Genomic DNA, 16,695 nt, shown 5'->3' with positions numbered 1-16,695 from the left:
TCGCCACCAGGTACGACAAGACCGCCCAGGCCTACCAAGCAGCCGTCACCCTCGCATCGCTCCTGATGTGGGCGTGACACTTTGACGACAACTCCTAGGCGGGCGTGCAAGCTCAGCCACGCGGTCTCGCCCTGGTGTTCTGCCAGTTCGGCCCCCTTTGAGGCGGGTGCTGGCGGCGGATCGGTGCGGGCACCAGCCGCGTGCTGATGAGCTCGCACGATGGTGGAGTCGACCGAGATGTCCCAGTCGATTTCACCTGACGCGTCGGCGGCGGACTGGACCTGCTGGAGCAGACGCTCCCACGTCCCGTCGCCCGACCACAGTCGGTGGCGTTCGTAGACGGTCTTCCACGGCCCGAACCGTTCAGACAGGTCACGCCACTGCACGCCGGTCCGCACCCGGTGCAGAATCCCGTCGATCACCTGCCGATGGTCCCGCCACCTGCCGCAACGCCTGTTGCTGACCGGCAGGAACGGTCGCAACCGTTCCTACTCGGCATCGCTCAGATCACCCCGCCCCATGTCCACATCAACGACTCGGACACGAAGTAGTCACATGATCGACCGGACAAGTCCTAGCCGTCGAGCAGGGTCAGAACCCCATGGCGATCGTCGTGACGGCCGGGCAGCGCGGGGACTCACCACTGATCGCCTCTTGCGTCGGCCAGGGACTGAAGACGGGTGGGGATGTGGTCATGCTCTCCGCGATCGGCCCGCACCGGAAGAACGGCGCCGCGAACGAGCTGTACGACCGGGCCCATCCGCTACTGCGAACGTGAGGTCACCGGGAGCACGCTCGCCGGCGCAGGTGCTGCCGGCAGGCAGGAAAGAAGCTGCACATCGACGACGACTCGGACAAGTAGCCGCTCCTCCCCCCACCGCAGCACAAGCACCGGGTGTTGGCCGTCGCGGGGGTAGGAGCAACGGGCTGAACAGCCGCGGGGCCAACGCCTCACGACCATTGCTGACGGCCCTGCTGGAAGCCATGGCCACCCACAACCTGCGGACCATCATCACTTCCACCCCCGCACCATCGAAGCCCGGGCTTCACCGAAGGCCTCTCCTGCGTCGCCGGCCGCCGCCACGACGTAGACCCCGGACGCCATCCGGCACTCGAACGACGCCGGACCGGACGGCTACGCCCCGAGCACCAGGCCAATCCCAGCCGCCGCCTCACCGACTTCGGCCACCCCACTGGACGCGCGCCAGCCTCGAAGTACTGCCGTAATCCCGAAAGCCCCGTGCCAGAAGTCGCATTACGACAGCCAGCACGGGGCAACACCTCTCGGCGATCTAAAAATCTAGATCAAGGGAGAGCCTTCGACGCCAGCCCACTCGAATCCGGCTCGCGGCCAGCCTCGGGGGAACTCACCGTCCGCGAGGCCCTGAAGGAATTGCGTGACACCTCCAGAGAAGACCTGAACCTCTGGGCACTGGCGGAATGAAACGGCCACAGCCCAATCCCCACTGCCTCCGGAAGGGGGGACGAGAAGGCAGATGTCACCGTTGAAGTCGTGATAGGCCCATGGCAGGAATCTACCCGCGCCTACGCTCGCGGCCGGTGTCTCGTCCGGTAGGTCTTCGAAGCCGGCGAGGAAGGACTTACGTTCCTCTTTCATCAAATTGAGAAGCGGGTCAAATCCTTCTGGGTGTGCAACAAACAGATGCTTGAAGATCACAGCATCGCCGAATCCATCGACGAAGTGCTTATAGTCGGAGGGAAGCTCGAAGCCCGCCCAATATTCCACCGACTGCCAGGCTTCACGACTCGCCGACCGATATCGCTGCCGTGGGCCGAATCCGCCGCTATCGAACGCTACCACGAGAACCACCACCATATTCTTCGGACGAGCATATTTTGTCGGATACTGGAGAATTCTTGATATAGCAGTCGATGCTCATGCCGCCACTTCCACGGGCCTGCATGTGCACCCAGTCCGGAACCCCGGTGACCCTGACCGGGTAGATCGGGGTGACCTTATACTGCACGCGCTGTTCATTCTGGACGATCTGCCGCGCGATCTTGTCTTCGACGCCCTTCATAACAACAGAGTTTGCATTGTTGTACAGCGGGACGAGGTTGCGCAGGTCAGAACCGGATCCACCGAACTGGCAGCCCGCCAAGTGCCCTCGTGCCGCGGCTCGCGGAAACGTTGCGATGCTCCAGAAATCGGCCGGGTAGGGCCCCACTGTGGCACCCGTCTCACAGTCAGGCTTCCACTTGGTGATCGTTTTCGTCCCGTCCTGCACGTCTTCCGGTGACGCGAAGTCGGCAACTATACCCGTGGCTCGGCATCCATCCTTTCCTGGCCTGAACCGCTCGCGTGGCAGATAGCGGATATTTCCGGCCACGTTCTCACCAGCTTGATCATCGCAATCATCTGACCGCGACGCATCGCCACCCGGGCTACGCGATTCATCCAAGAATGGATCGGACAACGAGTCCGGGACGAACGCCTTGATGCCAAAAGCGCTGAAGTCAGTCGAATAGGTCGCACTCCCGTCCGAAATGCCCCATGCGGCGTCTGCCACAGCGGCCGTGGCAATTTCTGCGGTGTGTTTCGGCGCAGGCACAGGATGCTTGCCATTGTTGGGGTTTTGATCGATGGGAGGGGGAGGTGGGGTGCAGCTGTGCATGCACATATCGATTCCTCTACCTGACGCGGAAATCGCTATCGCCACGCGCCCGTTGCGGGTCGCCCGGTAGTAGACCGGCTCGTCCGTCTTAATGACGCCGCTACACCTCTCCGCCCAGGGGGAAGCCGCACAGTACTGGGTGTACTGATCGACGTAGTACCTGGAATCAGGATTGGGCCGGGGACGGCCGCAGCCCTGCGGATACAGGCGCGCGTCTTCGCAGCGCGTACCGTATGTGGGCGTCGCGTCGACAACAATGCCGATGATGAGCCCTACGCCACCCAGCACCCTGCTGGCCGCCCGTGCGCCCCAGCCGAATACATTCCACCTGCTAGGCGGCGTGATCGGACCGGCCGGTGGTCTGCCGATATTCGGAATCGTCGTGAGTCCTCCGCCTCCCCAGCCCCTGGCATCCGGGTCGAAGTGGCCGGTGGGATCGGTGCCGTTGAGGGGGCTGGCGTTGGCGTATGTGTAGCGGTTGGCCTGGGCGGAGGGGTTGGGATCGAGCTGCCAGGTGTCGCGGCTGGTGAAGCCTCCGGTGCCGGGCTGGTACCAGCGGGAGGCCATGTTGACTTCGCCAGTCGAGGGGTCGGTCCAGCCTGACTGGTAGCCGATCGACGGGGTGGTGCCGCTGGTGGCGGTCACCTTGCCGGAAGCGTCGTAGGCGCGGGAGGACGAGACGCCCGTGCCGTCGGGGGTGAGGCTGGCGACCAGGTCGGTGTGCTGGTCGGTGACGGCCAGGCGGGCCGAGCCCGCGGTCCCGTTGGTGGCGCTGGCGAGCAGCGTGCCGCCGGGGGTGCGGGTGTAGGTAGAGGTGGCGTCCTTGACGAGGTCGTTGGAGCCGCCGTCGTAGGTGAAGGCAGTCCCGTTGTTGGTCATGACCCGGTCGAGCGAGTCGTAGGTGAAGGTAGTGGTTCCGTTGTTGATGGTGCGTTCGAACGCGTCAGACTTGATCTGGCGGCTGGCGCCGCCTTCGGTGACGGTCTGCACCGTGCCGCGGGCACTGTAGTCGAAGGTCTGGCCGCCCCAGGCCGTGAGACGGTTGCGGGAGTCGTAGGTGCCGGAGGTGTCGCCCTTCTTGGTGAGGTTGCCTGCCTTGTCCCACTCATAGGCAGTGGTGGTGGCACCGGTGGTTTCGGAGGTCATCCGTCCGGCGAGGTCGTAGCCGTAGGTTTCGGCGGCGGCCCCGGCGGTGCCCGTGGTCGTCTTCTTCGTCAGGCGGTCGTCGAGGTTGTATTCGTAAGCCGTGCCGGCGACGCCGTCGTTGGTCTGGGTGCTGGTGACGTTGTCGCTGGCGAGGCGGCCCAGGTCGTCGTAGATGTAGGAGCGCTTGGCCCCGATCGTCCACGTGCCGCCGGTGGCGGGGCGGGCGTACTCGTCCGCGGTCGGCCTGCCGGCCACGTCGTAGGTGTTACGGACCTGGGTACCGGTAAGCGGGTCAGTCGTCGTGCTCAGGCGTCCCGCTGAGTCGTAGGTGAAGCCGGTGGTGCCGGCGGCGTCGGTGCGGACAGTCATCTTGCCGTCCGCGTCGTAGGTATAGGAGGAGGTTCCGCCCGGACCGTCGCTCGACAGGGGCTGTCCGCGATCGTTGTAGACGTAGGTGTTGCCTGCCAGGGCTCCGTCGCCTGCGACGCCAGTCAAACGGCCAGCCAGGTCGTAGGAGAGGGATCGCGGCCGGGTGGCCGCGGCAGTGCCGGAGCCGGTCTCACTGATGAGGCGGCCCAGGGCGTCGTAGGTCTTGTTCCGCTTGACGCTGCCCGGCAGCAGTTCGGTGACAACCTGGCCCGCGCCGTCGTAGACGTTGGTCCAGGTACGGCTGGAGAGGGCCGGGTGCTGGGTGGTGGAGGGTTCGATCGTGGATTCGGGCAGGCCCCAGGTGTTGAAGGTGTAGGTGGTGGTCTTGCCCCGGCCGTCAGTCAGGCGTGTGCGGTGGCCCACCGCGTCGTAGCCGAAGGTCATGGTGATCGAGTCCGTCGCGGTGACCGGTTCGATCTGCGCGGTCATGCGGCCGAGGGCGTCGTAGGTGTAGGTGCGGCGCGCGCCGGTTGCCGAGACGGATGCAGTGACGTTTCCGTCGTTGTCGTATTCGGTGGTGGTCGTGCGCAGGGCGGTTGTGCCGGTTCCGTAGTCGGTGACGGTGGTGGGCTTGCCGAGGGCGTCGTAGGCGGTGGCGGTCTTGCGGCCGGTGGCGTCGGTCGATTCGGTCTGGCGGCCGAGGCCGTCGTATGCCGCGCGGGTGATGCCGCCGATCGGGTCGGTGGTAGTCAGGGCCTGGCCGGCCTTGTCGTACGTCGCCGTGGTGCGGCGGCCTGCCGGGGTGGTGGATTCGGTCTGGTTGCCCGCGTCATCCCAGGTGTAGCGGGAGACAAGGTTTTGAAGGGTGGGCTTGCGCTCAACGGTGGTGGCGGTGAGCTTGCGGCCCAGTTCGTCGTAGGTGGATTCGGTGCGGGCTCCGGTCGGGTCGGTCGCGGAGAGCGGCAGGCCGGTCGGGGTCCAGGTGTAGGTGGAGACGCCGCCGCCGGATAGGTCGGTGGAGGTGCCGTCGAAGGTGGGGGCGCCCGGAGCCTTGAGGCCTTGCGCGCCGGTGATCGCGGGGTCAGTTGAGCGGATCAGACTGCCCATCTGGTCGTACTGGTAGTACGTCGTGCGGCCGAGCGGGTCCGCGGTGGAGGTGACGTTGCCGAGTTTGTCGTAGGTCGTGCGAGTGACGGCCGAGATCGGCGTGGTCGCACCCGGCGGGGTGTAGTCGGGCAGGGTGGTGACGACGGGCTGACCCAGGAGGTCGGTTTCCGTCTTGGTGACCTGACCGCGTGCGTCGCGGGCGTTGGTGGTGTCTCCGAAGGTGTTGTAGCCGATGAGGGACTTCGGGGTGGCGGCCGTGGCCGCACCGCTGTTCTCCTCGACCTGCACCTGCGGTGCGGTCGTCTCGACCAGGCGGCCGAGGACGTCGTAGCGGTTGGTTGTGGTGTTGCCGCGCGGGGTGACCTGCGTCAGCGGCATCCCCCGCTGGTCGTAAGTGCCCGAGGTTATGCGGGCTGTCGTGCCGTCGGTGACGGTGACCTTCTTGGCGTTGCCCGCCTGGTCGTACTCAGTGGTTGAGGTGGCCTTCTTCCCGGAGGCGTCGATGGAGTGGGTCGACTCGGTGATGTGGTCGTCGGCGTCGTACGTGATGTTGGTGACGCGGTTGAGGCCGTTCGGGTCGAAGACCGATCGGGTGACACGGCCGGTGGCGTCGACCGTGGTGGCCGTCGTGCGGCCACCGCTCGCAGTCTGGGACACCGTATTGCCCGCGCCGTCGTAGACCGCCGCATTCAGGAGGATGTCCTTCTTGGAGCCGTCGGACTGGGTGACCTGCTTCGCCGTCGCCGAGGCCTTCAGGCCGTCGTCGTAGTAGGTGAAGGTGGTCGTGGCGCCCATGGAGTCGGTTGTCGAGGCCAAACGGCCGGCCGGGTCGTACGCGTGGGAGACCAGGACCAGGTCGTGGGTCTGGCTGGAGGGGTCGCCCGTCCAGTCCTTCAGGACGGACTCGGCGAGCTGGCCTCGCTTGGTGAACGCGTGCGTGACAACGTCGCCGGCAGGGTTGGTCTCGCTGACGACTCGGCCTAGTGCGTCATGGCCGATGGTCGTTTCGTTCCCAGCGGGGTCGGTGACGCTGTCGTTCAGGCCTTGGGCGTCGTAGTGGTAGGTGGTGGTTCGGGTGGGGTCTGCGCCGGTGGTGTCCTGCGTCGACTGGGTGAGGAGCTGTCCGTCGGCGTCGAAGGTACGGGAGATCTTCGCGGTGTGCGTGATTCCGGTGATCTCGTTCTTGACTCCGGGGCCTGTCTCGGTGGCCACGCGCGACATCGCGTTGTACGTGTACGACGTCGTCGCACCGTCTTGGGCGGCGTCGGACGCCTGGGTCTCGGTCAGCTTCCGGCCGATGCCGTCGTAGGTGTAGGTCGTCGACAGGCCCGAGGGCGCCGTCGATTTCGCCAGGTCACCGCTGGCGAAGTACGCGTAGGAGGTGGTGGCACCGCCGGGGCTCTTCTTCGTGGCGACCAGACCTGGGGGGGTGGAGCCGCCGCCGGCCGCGGGTTCGGTGCCCGTGGTGTACGTGGTCGTGGTGGTGCGGCCGTCGGCGAGGGTGACGGTGTCGGTCAGGCCGAGGGCTGTGTAGGACGTCGTGGTCCGGTAGCGGTTGTCGGCCGGACCGTTGGAGCGGCCGTCCCGGATGGCGGTCGGCTTACCGTTGCGCGGGTCCAGAGGGTCGCTGGTGTTGGTGTAGTAGTCGGCGAACGAGGTCCAGCAGGAGTTGGCGTCGCGGCAGGTGGTCGTGGAGACCGTGTTGCCGCGTTCGTCGTGGCCGGTGATGGTCGCGTGGCCGTTGGGGTCGGTGACGGTGTGCAGGAAGCCGCCGGTGTCGTACGCGTAGGTGGTGACACCGCCGTCCGCGTCCGTCGTGGCGGTGCGGCGCTGGCCGCGGATCGCGTCGAAGGTGCTGCTGGTTGTCACTCCGGTGGGGTCGGTGACCGTCACCGTCGAGGACAGCGAGGAGCCGCTGGCCTGGGCGCGGGCCTGGTAGTGCGTGCTCACCTGGGCGGCGGTCAGGGGGCGCGGGTAGACCGCGACCTCGTCGATGCTGCCGGTGAGGTAGGAGGGGTGGCCTGGGCTGGCGGGCCAGCCGTAGGTGTAGCCGGCGCCGATGAAGGTGCGCTTGTTGGCCTGGTGGTTGATCGGGCTTGTCACGGCCTGCGCGACCTGCGCCCCGTCGAGGTAGAGGGTCTGGGTGCCTCCTTGGACGGTGATGGCGGCGTGGTGCCACTGGTCGTCGGTGACCGTGGTGGGCGAGACGTTGGTGGCGTTGGTGTTCAGTGTGTAGTACTGGCCGTGGAGTTTGTTGTCCGTGCCGACGTAGAGGACGGGGGTGTAGGTGCTCACCCCCGGGTCGGGCAGGGTGCGTTCCTGGTCGCTGTAGAGGACGCCGGGTTTGGTGGTCTTGAACCACAGCTCGACGGAGAGGTCCGTGGTGGACATGCCGATGGGGGGCAGTTCGGCGTAGCCGTCGCCGTTGAAGGTGGCGGCCGTGCCGTCGCCGGGGCCGAAGGCGCCGGTGGAGCCGAGGGTGGCCTTGGCGTAGGTGCCGGTTCCGCCGGTCGCGGCGACCTTGTTGGTCACCTGGGTGCCGGTGGTCTCGTCCAGGCGCCAGTAGCCGGAGGGGGCGTCGGCCAGGACGGTGCCCTGGTACTGGGCACCGTTGCCTGTGACCAGGCGGTTACGGGCCTTGTAGTGGTCGGCGACGGTCTGCGCGTCGAGTTCCTTCGCGTAGAAGGCGGCTTCGTCGAGCTGGCCGTTGAAGTAGCGCACGCCGTTGGCCTGGCCGTCCCAGCCCGCGCTGGAGAAGCCGGCGCCGAGGTAGGCGTAGGCCATCGTCTCGGGCTTGACCGTGCCGGTCTTGGAGCCGATCTTGGCGCCGTCGAGGTAGAGGGACTGGCCGGTGGCGCCGCCGGTGATGACGACGTGGTGCCACTTGTTGTCGGTGACCTTGGTGCCGCCCATCACCGGCCACGTGGTGGAGCCGTCCCACAGGTGGCCGCGCAGCTTGCCCTCGCCGTCGATGAGGAGGCTCGGGTTGTACATGGCGGGCGTGGTGTTGGTGACCTCTACGTTCTGCAGCCCGAGGAGAACTGCGCTCGGCTTGTCGGTGCGGAACCACAATTCGACCGACAGCGATGTCGCTGCGGCGAGGGTCTCTGCTGGGACGGCGATGGCGCCGTTGGAGCCGTCGAGGGTCACCGCGCCGTCGTCGCCGTCGTAGAAGGCGCCGACGTCCCCGAGGGTGACGCCGTCGCGGTAGGAGCCGTTGCCGCCGGTGGATATCTCATCCGCCGCGACGGCCCCGCTGCCCTCGCCCAGGCGCCAGTAGTCGACCGGGCCAGTGGTGCGCACCGCGTCGGCGTAGGCCTGGGAGCCGGCGGCGTAGCGGGGGGCGGAGACCTGCCAGGTACCGCCGTTGGCGTCGGTCACCTTGGTGGCGCGCCCGGTGTCGCCGTCGTACACGGCCTGGCCAGCGATCCGGCCCGACGGCAGGGTGATCTTGGCCAGTTTGGCGGTGCCGGTGCGGGCCTCGTAGTGCGCGCGGACCGAACCTGCGTCAAGGGCGCGGGGGTAGACCGCGACCTCGTCCATCGATCCCTTGAAGTAGCGGGTGGCGTTGGCGCCGCCGCCGTCCCAGCCGTCGGAGGTGTATCCGGTGCCGAGGTAGGTGAAGGTCTTGACGGAGTGGGTGACCGGCCCGGTGCGGCTGCCGAGGGCCTGGCCGTCGAGGTAGAGAGTCTGGTTGGTGCCGGTGCTGGTGAGCACGGCGTGGTGCCAGGCGTTGTCGGTGACCGGTGCCATGGAGGCTATGGGGGTCACATAGCCGTTGGAGACCTCGAAGGCGCCGCGGAGCTTGCCGGCCGCGTCGACGGCGAGGACGGGGTTGTAGTGGGCGGGGCTGGTCGGGCCCAGGGGGTAGTCCTGGAAGCCGAGGAGCACGCCGCCGGGCTTGTCCGTCTTGAACCACAGCTCCACCGACAAGACGGTGGAGGAAGCCAGGGTCGATTGGGGCAGCTCGACGTAGGAATTGGTGCCGTTGAACGAGGCGCCCCGGTTGCCGGTGCCGGTCAGTGCGCCGGAACTGGCGAGGGTGACGTCACGGTAGTGGCCGGAGTCCATGCCGGTCCGGGAGACCGCCTCGCTGCCCGCGCTCTCGCCCTCGGCCTCGTTCAGCCGCCAGTACGAAGACGGTCCGGCGTCCTGCACCATGCTGCGGTACGGGGAGGCGCCCGCGTACTCGTAGAGCGTGCAGGCGGTCGTCGACGTCGGGGGGCAGACCTTCGCGAGGCGGTCGCCGTCGTACGTGTACGACCAGGTCAGCGCCGGAGCTCCGGGGCCGACGGCGTCGGTGGAGACGGACGAGACGTGCCCGCCGCTCCAGGTGAAGGCCAGCGCTCGCTGGGAGAGCGCGTCGGTGGCCCTGGCCAGCTTGCCGCCGCTGTAGGTGAGAAGTTGCTCGCGACCGTGCCCGTCCTTCACTTTGGTCAGCAGGCCGGTGGCGTCGAACGTATACAGGGACGCACTGGCGTCGCGCAGGGTCCAGCCACCGCCGGGGACGGTGGTCAGAAGGCCGGTGGTGCCGGACGGGGCGCTGTAGGTTCCGTCGTCGTTGCGGCCGAAGCGGACCTGGCTGCCGCCGGCGAGCGTGATCACCACGCTTGCGTCGGGCTCAGCAGTGGCACGCATGTCCCAGCGCGTGGCCCAGCCGGCACCGAAGGCGCTGGTCTGGCGGGGGTCCTGGGAGTTGTAGGTGCGGGTGACGGAGAGTTCCGGGCCGACCGTGGGTACGGCGGCGTCGGTCGCGGCAGTGGTGTAGTTGCCGGTCCGCTCGTCGAAGGCGCGGCCGCTGTCGGTGGCGCCGCCGAGGTGGGAGGTGATGACAGGCTGCGGAACCTGGGTGGTCAACAGCGAAGGCGCGGTCCGGGCGGAGGCGTCCTTGCCATCGCTGGCGTACGCGTACCAGGCGTAGCTCTTGGCCCACTTCAGCCAGCCGGTGGGCACGGTCCAGCTCTGCGAGGCGGAGGCCGTGTTGGTTCTGCAGTTCTTGCGGGTGTCGCTGCCCTCGACCTCGCACAGCTCGAACTGGTAGGTCAACGGGTTCGGGTAACGGTCGCGGTCCGCGGCGGCCACCCACAGCATCGGCGTGAGGGTGTCGACCAGCGTGCCGCTGGGCGGGGACGCCACCGTCAGGTAGGGCGGGGCGTTGACCGCGTCGAATTTGATCGCGGAACCGGGGACGCCGTCGTTGGTGAAGGTGGACACGCCGTACTCGTCCATGGTCCAGACGAGGTTGTACGTGGCCGGCGCCAGCGGTGCGATCTTGGCATCGAGGGTAACCGAGGCCCCCGGGGGGACGTCTTGCGGCATGTCGGTCCAGCGGACCTTGTCCGCACCGCTGATCGGGTTACCGGCCCCGTCGTAGAGGAGGTAGCGGAGCTTGAAGTTGCTGTTCTTAGGCCAGGTCTGCTGGCCCTGGTTGGTGACGGTGACCTTGAACGTGCCCTCGGTCGTGGCCGTCATCGGGGTGACGAAGCCGCCGAGGCCGTAGCTCGCGCCGTACTTCGACCAGGTGACGTCGAGACTGGGCTTGCCGTTCGGGTAGTCGTCAGAGCCGAACTGCTTCCAGCTCTTGGAGTCGTCCGTTGCCGCCTTCACCGCCAGGCCGTAGTTGGGCTTGCGGCTGTGTGTCCAGTCGTCGACCAGCTGCCGGCCCGCCGAACCCAGCGGAATGGACTCCCAGGCCGCAGCACATGCCCAGGTCGTGGTGCCCTCCGGGCGCCAGCCGTGCGCGAATGACTGCGAGCCCAGGGCCGCGCCGGTGGCGGGGCCGGGGTAGCTGGAGGTAGTGGTCTCGGACCAGTCGGAGGTGATCTCGTGGACCGTCACCGGCCGCGGCGTGCACGACTGCGACCAGGTGTTGTAGAGCGCGAGTCGGGCGTCCAGCACCCAGGCGTTCTTGAGCGTGGTATCCAGGCCGTTGAACTTCAAGAAAGAGGCGGCCTTGTGGGCTCCGCCGTCGTACGTACCGACCTTCAGGACGGTGTCGCTGGCGAAGTTCTGGCTGTAAGGCGACTCAACGTAGGTGCCGGACGCCGCCTGGACGCCGGTAACCGACGGATCGACCTTCACGGGGAAGACCCGCTCAGGGGCCGAGAGCCAGTTGCGGTCGAGCGTGACCACCAAAACCTGGCGTGAGCCCTCCTGGACGATGTCGTACGTGACGCCCGAGGAGATGAAGCCCTCGTTGGAGTTCGGTGCCCGCTTGGAATCCTCCATGAACCCGGCCGGCATCCACGCCTTCTGTCGGCCCGCCGAGTCGTTGAAGGAAATTCCGCCGTGCCCGTCGAGCTTCGCAGTCAGCCCGGTCAGCGCCAGCGGGAACCGCCACTGGGTCGGCGCCTTCGCACTCTTGAGGACCAGGGTCTCCTTGACGGACTCACTGCCCGCCAGGAGTTCCAGGTCCGCGTCAGGGCGGATGTCCGGATACGTGATCAGGCTCCCGTCGACACGGCCTTGAGAGTGTCCTGCGCCCTCGATGCCGTAGCCGAGAGAGGTCTTCGCGTCGACTCCAAGACGCACCGCGGGCACGGCGTCCGCGTACTCCGTGAAGTGAACCTTGTCCTCGGTCGAGCGGGGCTCCCAGCCCGGTCCGGTCACGGACGTGCTGAACGCGGCAGCCGGGGGGCGGGACAGGCTGGTGTCAATTCCCTTCCACGTCCCGTCAGCGGCACGGAAGTTCACGGGCTCGTTGTAGAAGCGGCTGGTGAAAGTGCCGTCCGGGTTGGCGAAGGTGCGGCCGCGCTCGGTGCGCTTGCCCAGCACCTCGGTGCTCGCCTTCGCGTCGAAGCCCTTCCGCTCCGCCGGCTTGGGTGCGGGCACCTCCACGAACGGCACCCGGGCCGGCCCAGGCACGCCACCCAAACGAAGCGAGGCGGCACCGGTGTCCGGGGCCAGCTCACCCGCTGCCTTCAGCGCACCGCTGCGCCCTCCTCCGGCAGCGGCATCTGTCGCGGCGCCGGGGGCACTATGGCCACGGCCTCGCGCCGATCCCCAGCCCTGTTCCGGTAGTTCACCGGCACCTGGGCCGGTTCGGGCGGTATCCCAACGGTTCACCGCGAGTGCAGCCTGCTCCGTCCCGGCCAGAACAGCCAAGACAAATGCCACAAATAGTACAAGTGGTCGCGCTCTTCGCACGGAAATCCCCCACATCGATGATCAGTGGGGTTGTCCTATCTACTTCACGGCTCTCGCACAAAATTTCGCCTGGATACTGATCCACCGCCAGCAGACGAGAAAGCACCTTTCTGGGATATCAAATGAGGATTCATACACCCGTACCACCCAACGGCGACAGCCATTCAAGTGATGTAACTCATGCTCAATCTGGGAACTACTCGGCTCCTACTGGTGCAGCCAACGAGATCCAGACACCTCACCACGACAACGTGAGAGGCACCTACACTCGACCGGCACCGCCGTCAGCGCCTGGATACAGGGCCGGCTGACGCCGAGCGAGAGCGCCCCAGCACTGGGCACCGACCGCCACCACCGCCCTGCGCAGCGCTCTCCTGACCCGCACCGAAATGTCGTGGTCGGCCTACCAACACCAGGCACACCACGCGCCCGCTCCGCGCAGCGCCGCCGGGCGCTGCCTGCGCTGGAGCGCGGGAACGAGAACATCCGCGATCGGGAGTCCTGCTCATCGAGGAATCGACCAAGATCCCCCGGGGTCCGGTCACACCTCCCAGCACCCAGCACGACGTCGCGCCGATCGAGCTCGATGGCGGCGTCCTCGAACTCAACGGGGGCCGCCGCCTTGATCGGCCCCTGGTCGTCCTCGGAGCCGGTTGGCCACCTGCTCGTGCCGGGGGCCAGCGGGCCCGTGCCTCGCCCCTGTGGCACGGGCCAGATTCAGCGAGCGGTGTCGACGAGCCTGCTGGTCATCGGCAGAGCCTTGCGTTCGGCAGTTCGGCTGGCCGCCGCTCGTCGCAGCCGGTCAACGGTTCCGTGCCTGCCGTGGCATTTCGGTTCACAGGGCATCTGGGGATCGGGGCCCAGGCCGGTCACCCGGGAGGCCTCCGCCTGCTGAGCCCCCATGAAGGTGATGGCGTGGTGGTACTCCGCGATGTCGCACGTCGCGTTGACGCGGTGCAGTTGCAGGTCGAGGCGGCCCTTCGCACTGCCGGGGGCGTCGAACCAGATGCGGCAGTCGTCCTGCCCGTACCGGCAGCCGCAGCTGCGCATGTCTTCGGTCAGGGCGATCCCGTACACGGGGTGGGTGAGATCTGCGATGAGGGTGTCGTGGTCCTTCCAGTGGTCCGCGGCGAAGATGAGGCGGAATCCGTAGGTGTTGGTGTGCTTGGTGAAGGCGGCCATGTCGAGCCAGTCGGCTCCGGAACTGAAGATCATCAGGCGCCGCAGGAGTGCGCTGCCCAGTGCAGCCGACTCTCCCCACGCTTCGTCGAGCCACCGGTGCTCGTCGGCGAAGGCCTTCTCGGCACGGGTCGGGCCGCTGAACCGGAAGGGCACATCGGCGTCATCCGCTGTGGCGGCGAGCCGGCGAAGGGCTTCCGCCTCCTTCCAGGCGTGCTGCGGGACGCCTTCGAGGCGGATCCGCGCGGTGCTGTTCGGGTATCCGACGTCGATGCGGTTGTGGCCGCTGGCGAGGATCCGCACTCCCGTGATCCCGCCGAGACTGTCCGCGTCGCCGGACGTGAAGAGGCCCCAGGAGATCATGTCGGTCAGGGCATGCGGGTCAGCGTCGGGAGCGAACCGGATGGCGCAGTAGTCCTCGCCGGGAATGACCCGGGTGATCCACAGCGGACTGGTGGTGTACGTGGTCGGGAACTCCAGCAGGGCACGCAGTACGAGTGCCTCCAGCAGTTCCTGATGGCCTGCGGGACGCGGGATAGGCGGGCTGCCGACGGGAAGCAGTTCCATCCGGGCCTTCGCGCCGGCCCAGGTCTCACCGGTGTAGCGGCGGCAGACATTGACGTGATCGTTCGCGCGCATTGCGCAACAACTCCTCGTGGATGCTGCTGCCGGATCTCAGCAAGAGGTAGTTGCCTGAAAAATCAACTCAGGTACGCCATGGACCAGTCGTGAGTGAGGGTACGCCAAGGCTTTCGACACGCTGCGCCATTGATCCGGAACGACGCACAACGGGGGCTCCCTCAGCCCACGGCCACCCTACGGCCGCCAAGACACTCGCCGACGCTTCGACACGCCGGCGGCGGAATCCGGCACCGTGTCCCCGACACGGCAGGTCCATACCTTGACCCTGCTGCGCCGGCAGAGCTCTGCCTGAACGCAGGGAAGAAGATCCGTTTCCCCGGTGAATCAGGCCACCCGGCCGGGTGAGTTGCCCCGGCACCCCCTTCCAGACCCACAGCAGATCCGGCTACAACCCGAAGCTTGATCAACAAACTGCCCCGCAATGGCCTGCCCGCGCTCGCCCTCGCAGTTCTGCCCCTCCTCTCCACCGCGCCCCCCGGCCGTCGCCAACACCTCGGCCACACAAGAGGTTTCCTCTACCCGGTACGGAATCGGCGGCGCTGGCGGGGTGCCGGGCGCGGCCAGGGTGCGGGATCCGCTGTCATTGTTCGAGGCAATCGACCGGCTCCCTGTCGCCGTCGAGCACCGCGAGGGCTACAAGCGGGACCTGTACAAGCACTGGAACAAGGGCATCAACGCCGGGGACGGCTGCGACACCCGCAAGGAAGTCATCCTCGCCGAAGCCCTCACCGCGCCGCAGGTCGCGGCCGGCTGCAAGCTGACCGGCGGCACCTGGCGCAACGCGTACGACGACGTCGACCATTTCGTTCCGTTGGCCGAGGTGTACGACTCGGAGCAGGTGCAGTGGTTCGCGGCGCGGCGGGAGGCGTACGCGAACGACCAGGCGTCGCCGGACACGCTGATCGCGGTGTCCGCCGCGTCGAACAGGAGCAAGGCCGACAAGGATCCGGCGGAGTGGCTGCCCTCGGACGGCTCCTACCACTGCACCTATGCCGCGACGTGGGTCGGTACGAAGCTGCGCTGGGACCTGGCCATCGACGAGGACGAGCGCCAGGCGCTCCTCGGGCTCGCCGAGGACTGCCCCACGACCACCGTGGTCTACGAGCCCGCCCGGTAGCCGGGGCGGTTTGGGCTCCTCGCGGCGCTGGATGGGCGGCTTGCCGGTGCCGCGGGCAAGTGGTCTCGCGCGCGGAACCGGGAGGGGGAGGTCATCGGTACGGGCTCCAGCCTCCGAAGCGGGCGAGGAGGGTTCGGGTCTCGTCGACGTTGAGGCCGAGGGCGGCGGCCACTGTCTCGGGGTCTTGGGCGCTTGCCTCGTGGGCGGGCCAGTAGGCGGTGCGCTGGGCGATGGTTTCCAGGGTGCGGGCGGCTTTGACCGCGGCGGTCGGCGAGTCCTTGGCGAGATTCTCGATCGCGTCGGTGACGTTGTCCAGCAGTGATTGCAGCTCAGCGGGGGGAGAGGGACCGTGGTGTCGCCTACAGCGATGGTGTGCTGGTCCCAGTCGTCCAGGCACCGGCCCGCTGTCGTGCTCCCGTGTTCACGGAAGGGCCGGTTGGCGGCCTCCTCCCAGTCCACGGGGTGGTCCTGGCCTGTCCAGCCACAGGCGCACTCCGCCTGCGAAAGCGCGCGCCCCGGGGCCGGGTGGGTAGGTCGGAGCCGTCATAGACACTCCCGTGCCGGACCACCGTGCCGGACGGCACGGAACTCGAGTCGAAGTACACCGGCTCGAAGACCGTGCCGTCGACCAGCAGCACCACTACCCGCCCCTCATGCGACCCGCCGTACTCCTCGGACTTCAACGTCTCATCCTCGGCCATGTAACCCTTCCGGCCGGCCGGGCCCACCTTGCGCTGGCGCCCAGAACAACGATTTCGAGCCAGGCCGCAGCGATCGCAAGACAGGAGAAGCGTCAGGCGGGAGCCTCTGCCCCCCTCCATCTGGCTGGCGCGTATCGGCGCTGTGTGCGAGGAGAGAGCGGCACAACCCCTCCTGCCGCTTTCGTTTGTTGGCGTTGCCTGGCGCCCTGCGCTCTCCCCATCCGGCTGACGAAACTACTGCCGTCAAACGCCCAGAAGCCCCACCGGGCTTGGAACCCGGCGGGGCTTCGAAGATCAGCCTCAGCCGATTCTTGCGTAACCGAAAAACTGCCAGCTAGTCACCCAACGAATTCTGATACCGCATCCACAGCCTAGAGATCCAGACGTTCGAATCGGCCGGCGGCTGGGAGGTGACCGGTGGCAATGGGGCCGATTCCACGATATGAAGCAGCGTCCAAGCCAATCCGAAGCATTCGTCATCACCAAAACACTCGATGAGGAGCATGGCCTCTTCATTAGTGATGGGCTTCTCGATCGCGTGTAGCGCCTGAGTCATCTCCTCAAATGCCGCGTCACCATCCTCGGAGTCGTCTTCCTCCGAGGGCAGCGGACGGCCTAGCCGCAGAAATTCCCGAACCTGATCGCTGATCAC

7 protein-coding genes and 1 pseudogene are annotated in these 16,695 nt (G+C 67.3%); 2 read left to right on the top strand and 6 right to left on the bottom strand.

Going from position 1 to position 16,695, the window contains the following annotated elements:
* Positions 1-178 precede the first annotated feature (178 nt).
* Positions 179-482: pseudogene (locus ADK52_RS40840) on the bottom strand (IS5 family transposase); the annotation flags it as partial.
* A gap of 119 nt (positions 483-601) precedes the next feature.
* On the opposite strand from ADK52_RS40840, the gene ADK52_RS42735 reads away from it, so the two are divergent.
* Positions 602-778 carry a hypothetical protein gene (locus ADK52_RS42735; protein WP_159046102.1) on the top strand — a complete coding sequence of 59 codons (177 nt, stop codon included), beginning with the start codon at positions 602-604 and terminating at the stop codon, positions 776-778.
* A gap of 522 nt (positions 779-1,300) precedes the next feature.
* Here the strand turns inward: ADK52_RS42735 and ADK52_RS40835 are convergent.
* The 3 genes from ADK52_RS40835 to ADK52_RS35115 form a co-directional block, all read right to left on the bottom strand.
* A complete protein-coding gene (locus ADK52_RS40835; protein WP_078988839.1) occupies positions 1,301-1,837 on the bottom strand; it encodes an SMI1/KNR4 family protein in 537 nt (178 codons plus the stop codon).
* Positions 1,806-12,419 (bottom strand): LamG-like jellyroll fold domain-containing protein, encoded by a 10,614-nt coding sequence (locus tag ADK52_RS35120; RefSeq protein ID WP_078988838.1) that lies wholly within the window; start codon positions 12,417-12,419, stop codon positions 1,806-1,808. The genes ADK52_RS40835 and ADK52_RS35120 overlap by 32 nt, the downstream gene beginning before the upstream one ends.
* Before the next feature lie 702 nt (positions 12,420-13,121).
* Positions 13,122-14,222, bottom strand: coding sequence for a hypothetical protein (locus ADK52_RS35115; protein WP_053693910.1), 1,101 nt, complete (start codon positions 14,220-14,222; stop codon positions 13,122-13,124).
* A gap of 586 nt (positions 14,223-14,808) precedes the next feature.
* On the opposite strand from ADK52_RS35115, the gene ADK52_RS35110 reads away from it, so the two are divergent.
* Positions 14,809-15,342, top strand: coding sequence for an HNH endonuclease family protein (locus tag ADK52_RS35110; RefSeq protein ID WP_234344383.1), 534 nt, complete (start codon positions 14,809-14,811; stop codon positions 15,340-15,342).
* A 91-nt stretch (positions 15,343-15,433) separates the two neighbouring features.
* On the opposite strand, the gene ADK52_RS44160 is transcribed toward ADK52_RS35110, so the two are convergent.
* Together ADK52_RS44160 and ADK52_RS35105 are read right to left on the bottom strand one after the other, a co-directional pair.
* Complete coding sequence (locus tag ADK52_RS44160; RefSeq protein ID WP_234344382.1) at positions 15,434-15,739, bottom strand: hypothetical protein; 306 nt, start codon at positions 15,737-15,739, stop codon at positions 15,434-15,436.
* 638 nt (positions 15,740-16,377) lie between these two features.
* A complete protein-coding gene (locus tag ADK52_RS35105) occupies positions 16,378-16,695 on the bottom strand; it encodes a hypothetical protein (protein ID WP_053693909.1) in 318 nt (105 codons plus the stop codon).

The sequence above is a fragment of the Streptomyces sp. WM6372 genome (assembly GCF_001279655.1).
Lineage (GTDB): Bacteria > Actinomycetota > Actinomycetes > Streptomycetales > Streptomycetaceae > Streptomyces.
This window is presented reverse-complemented; position numbering and strand designations above follow the sequence as displayed.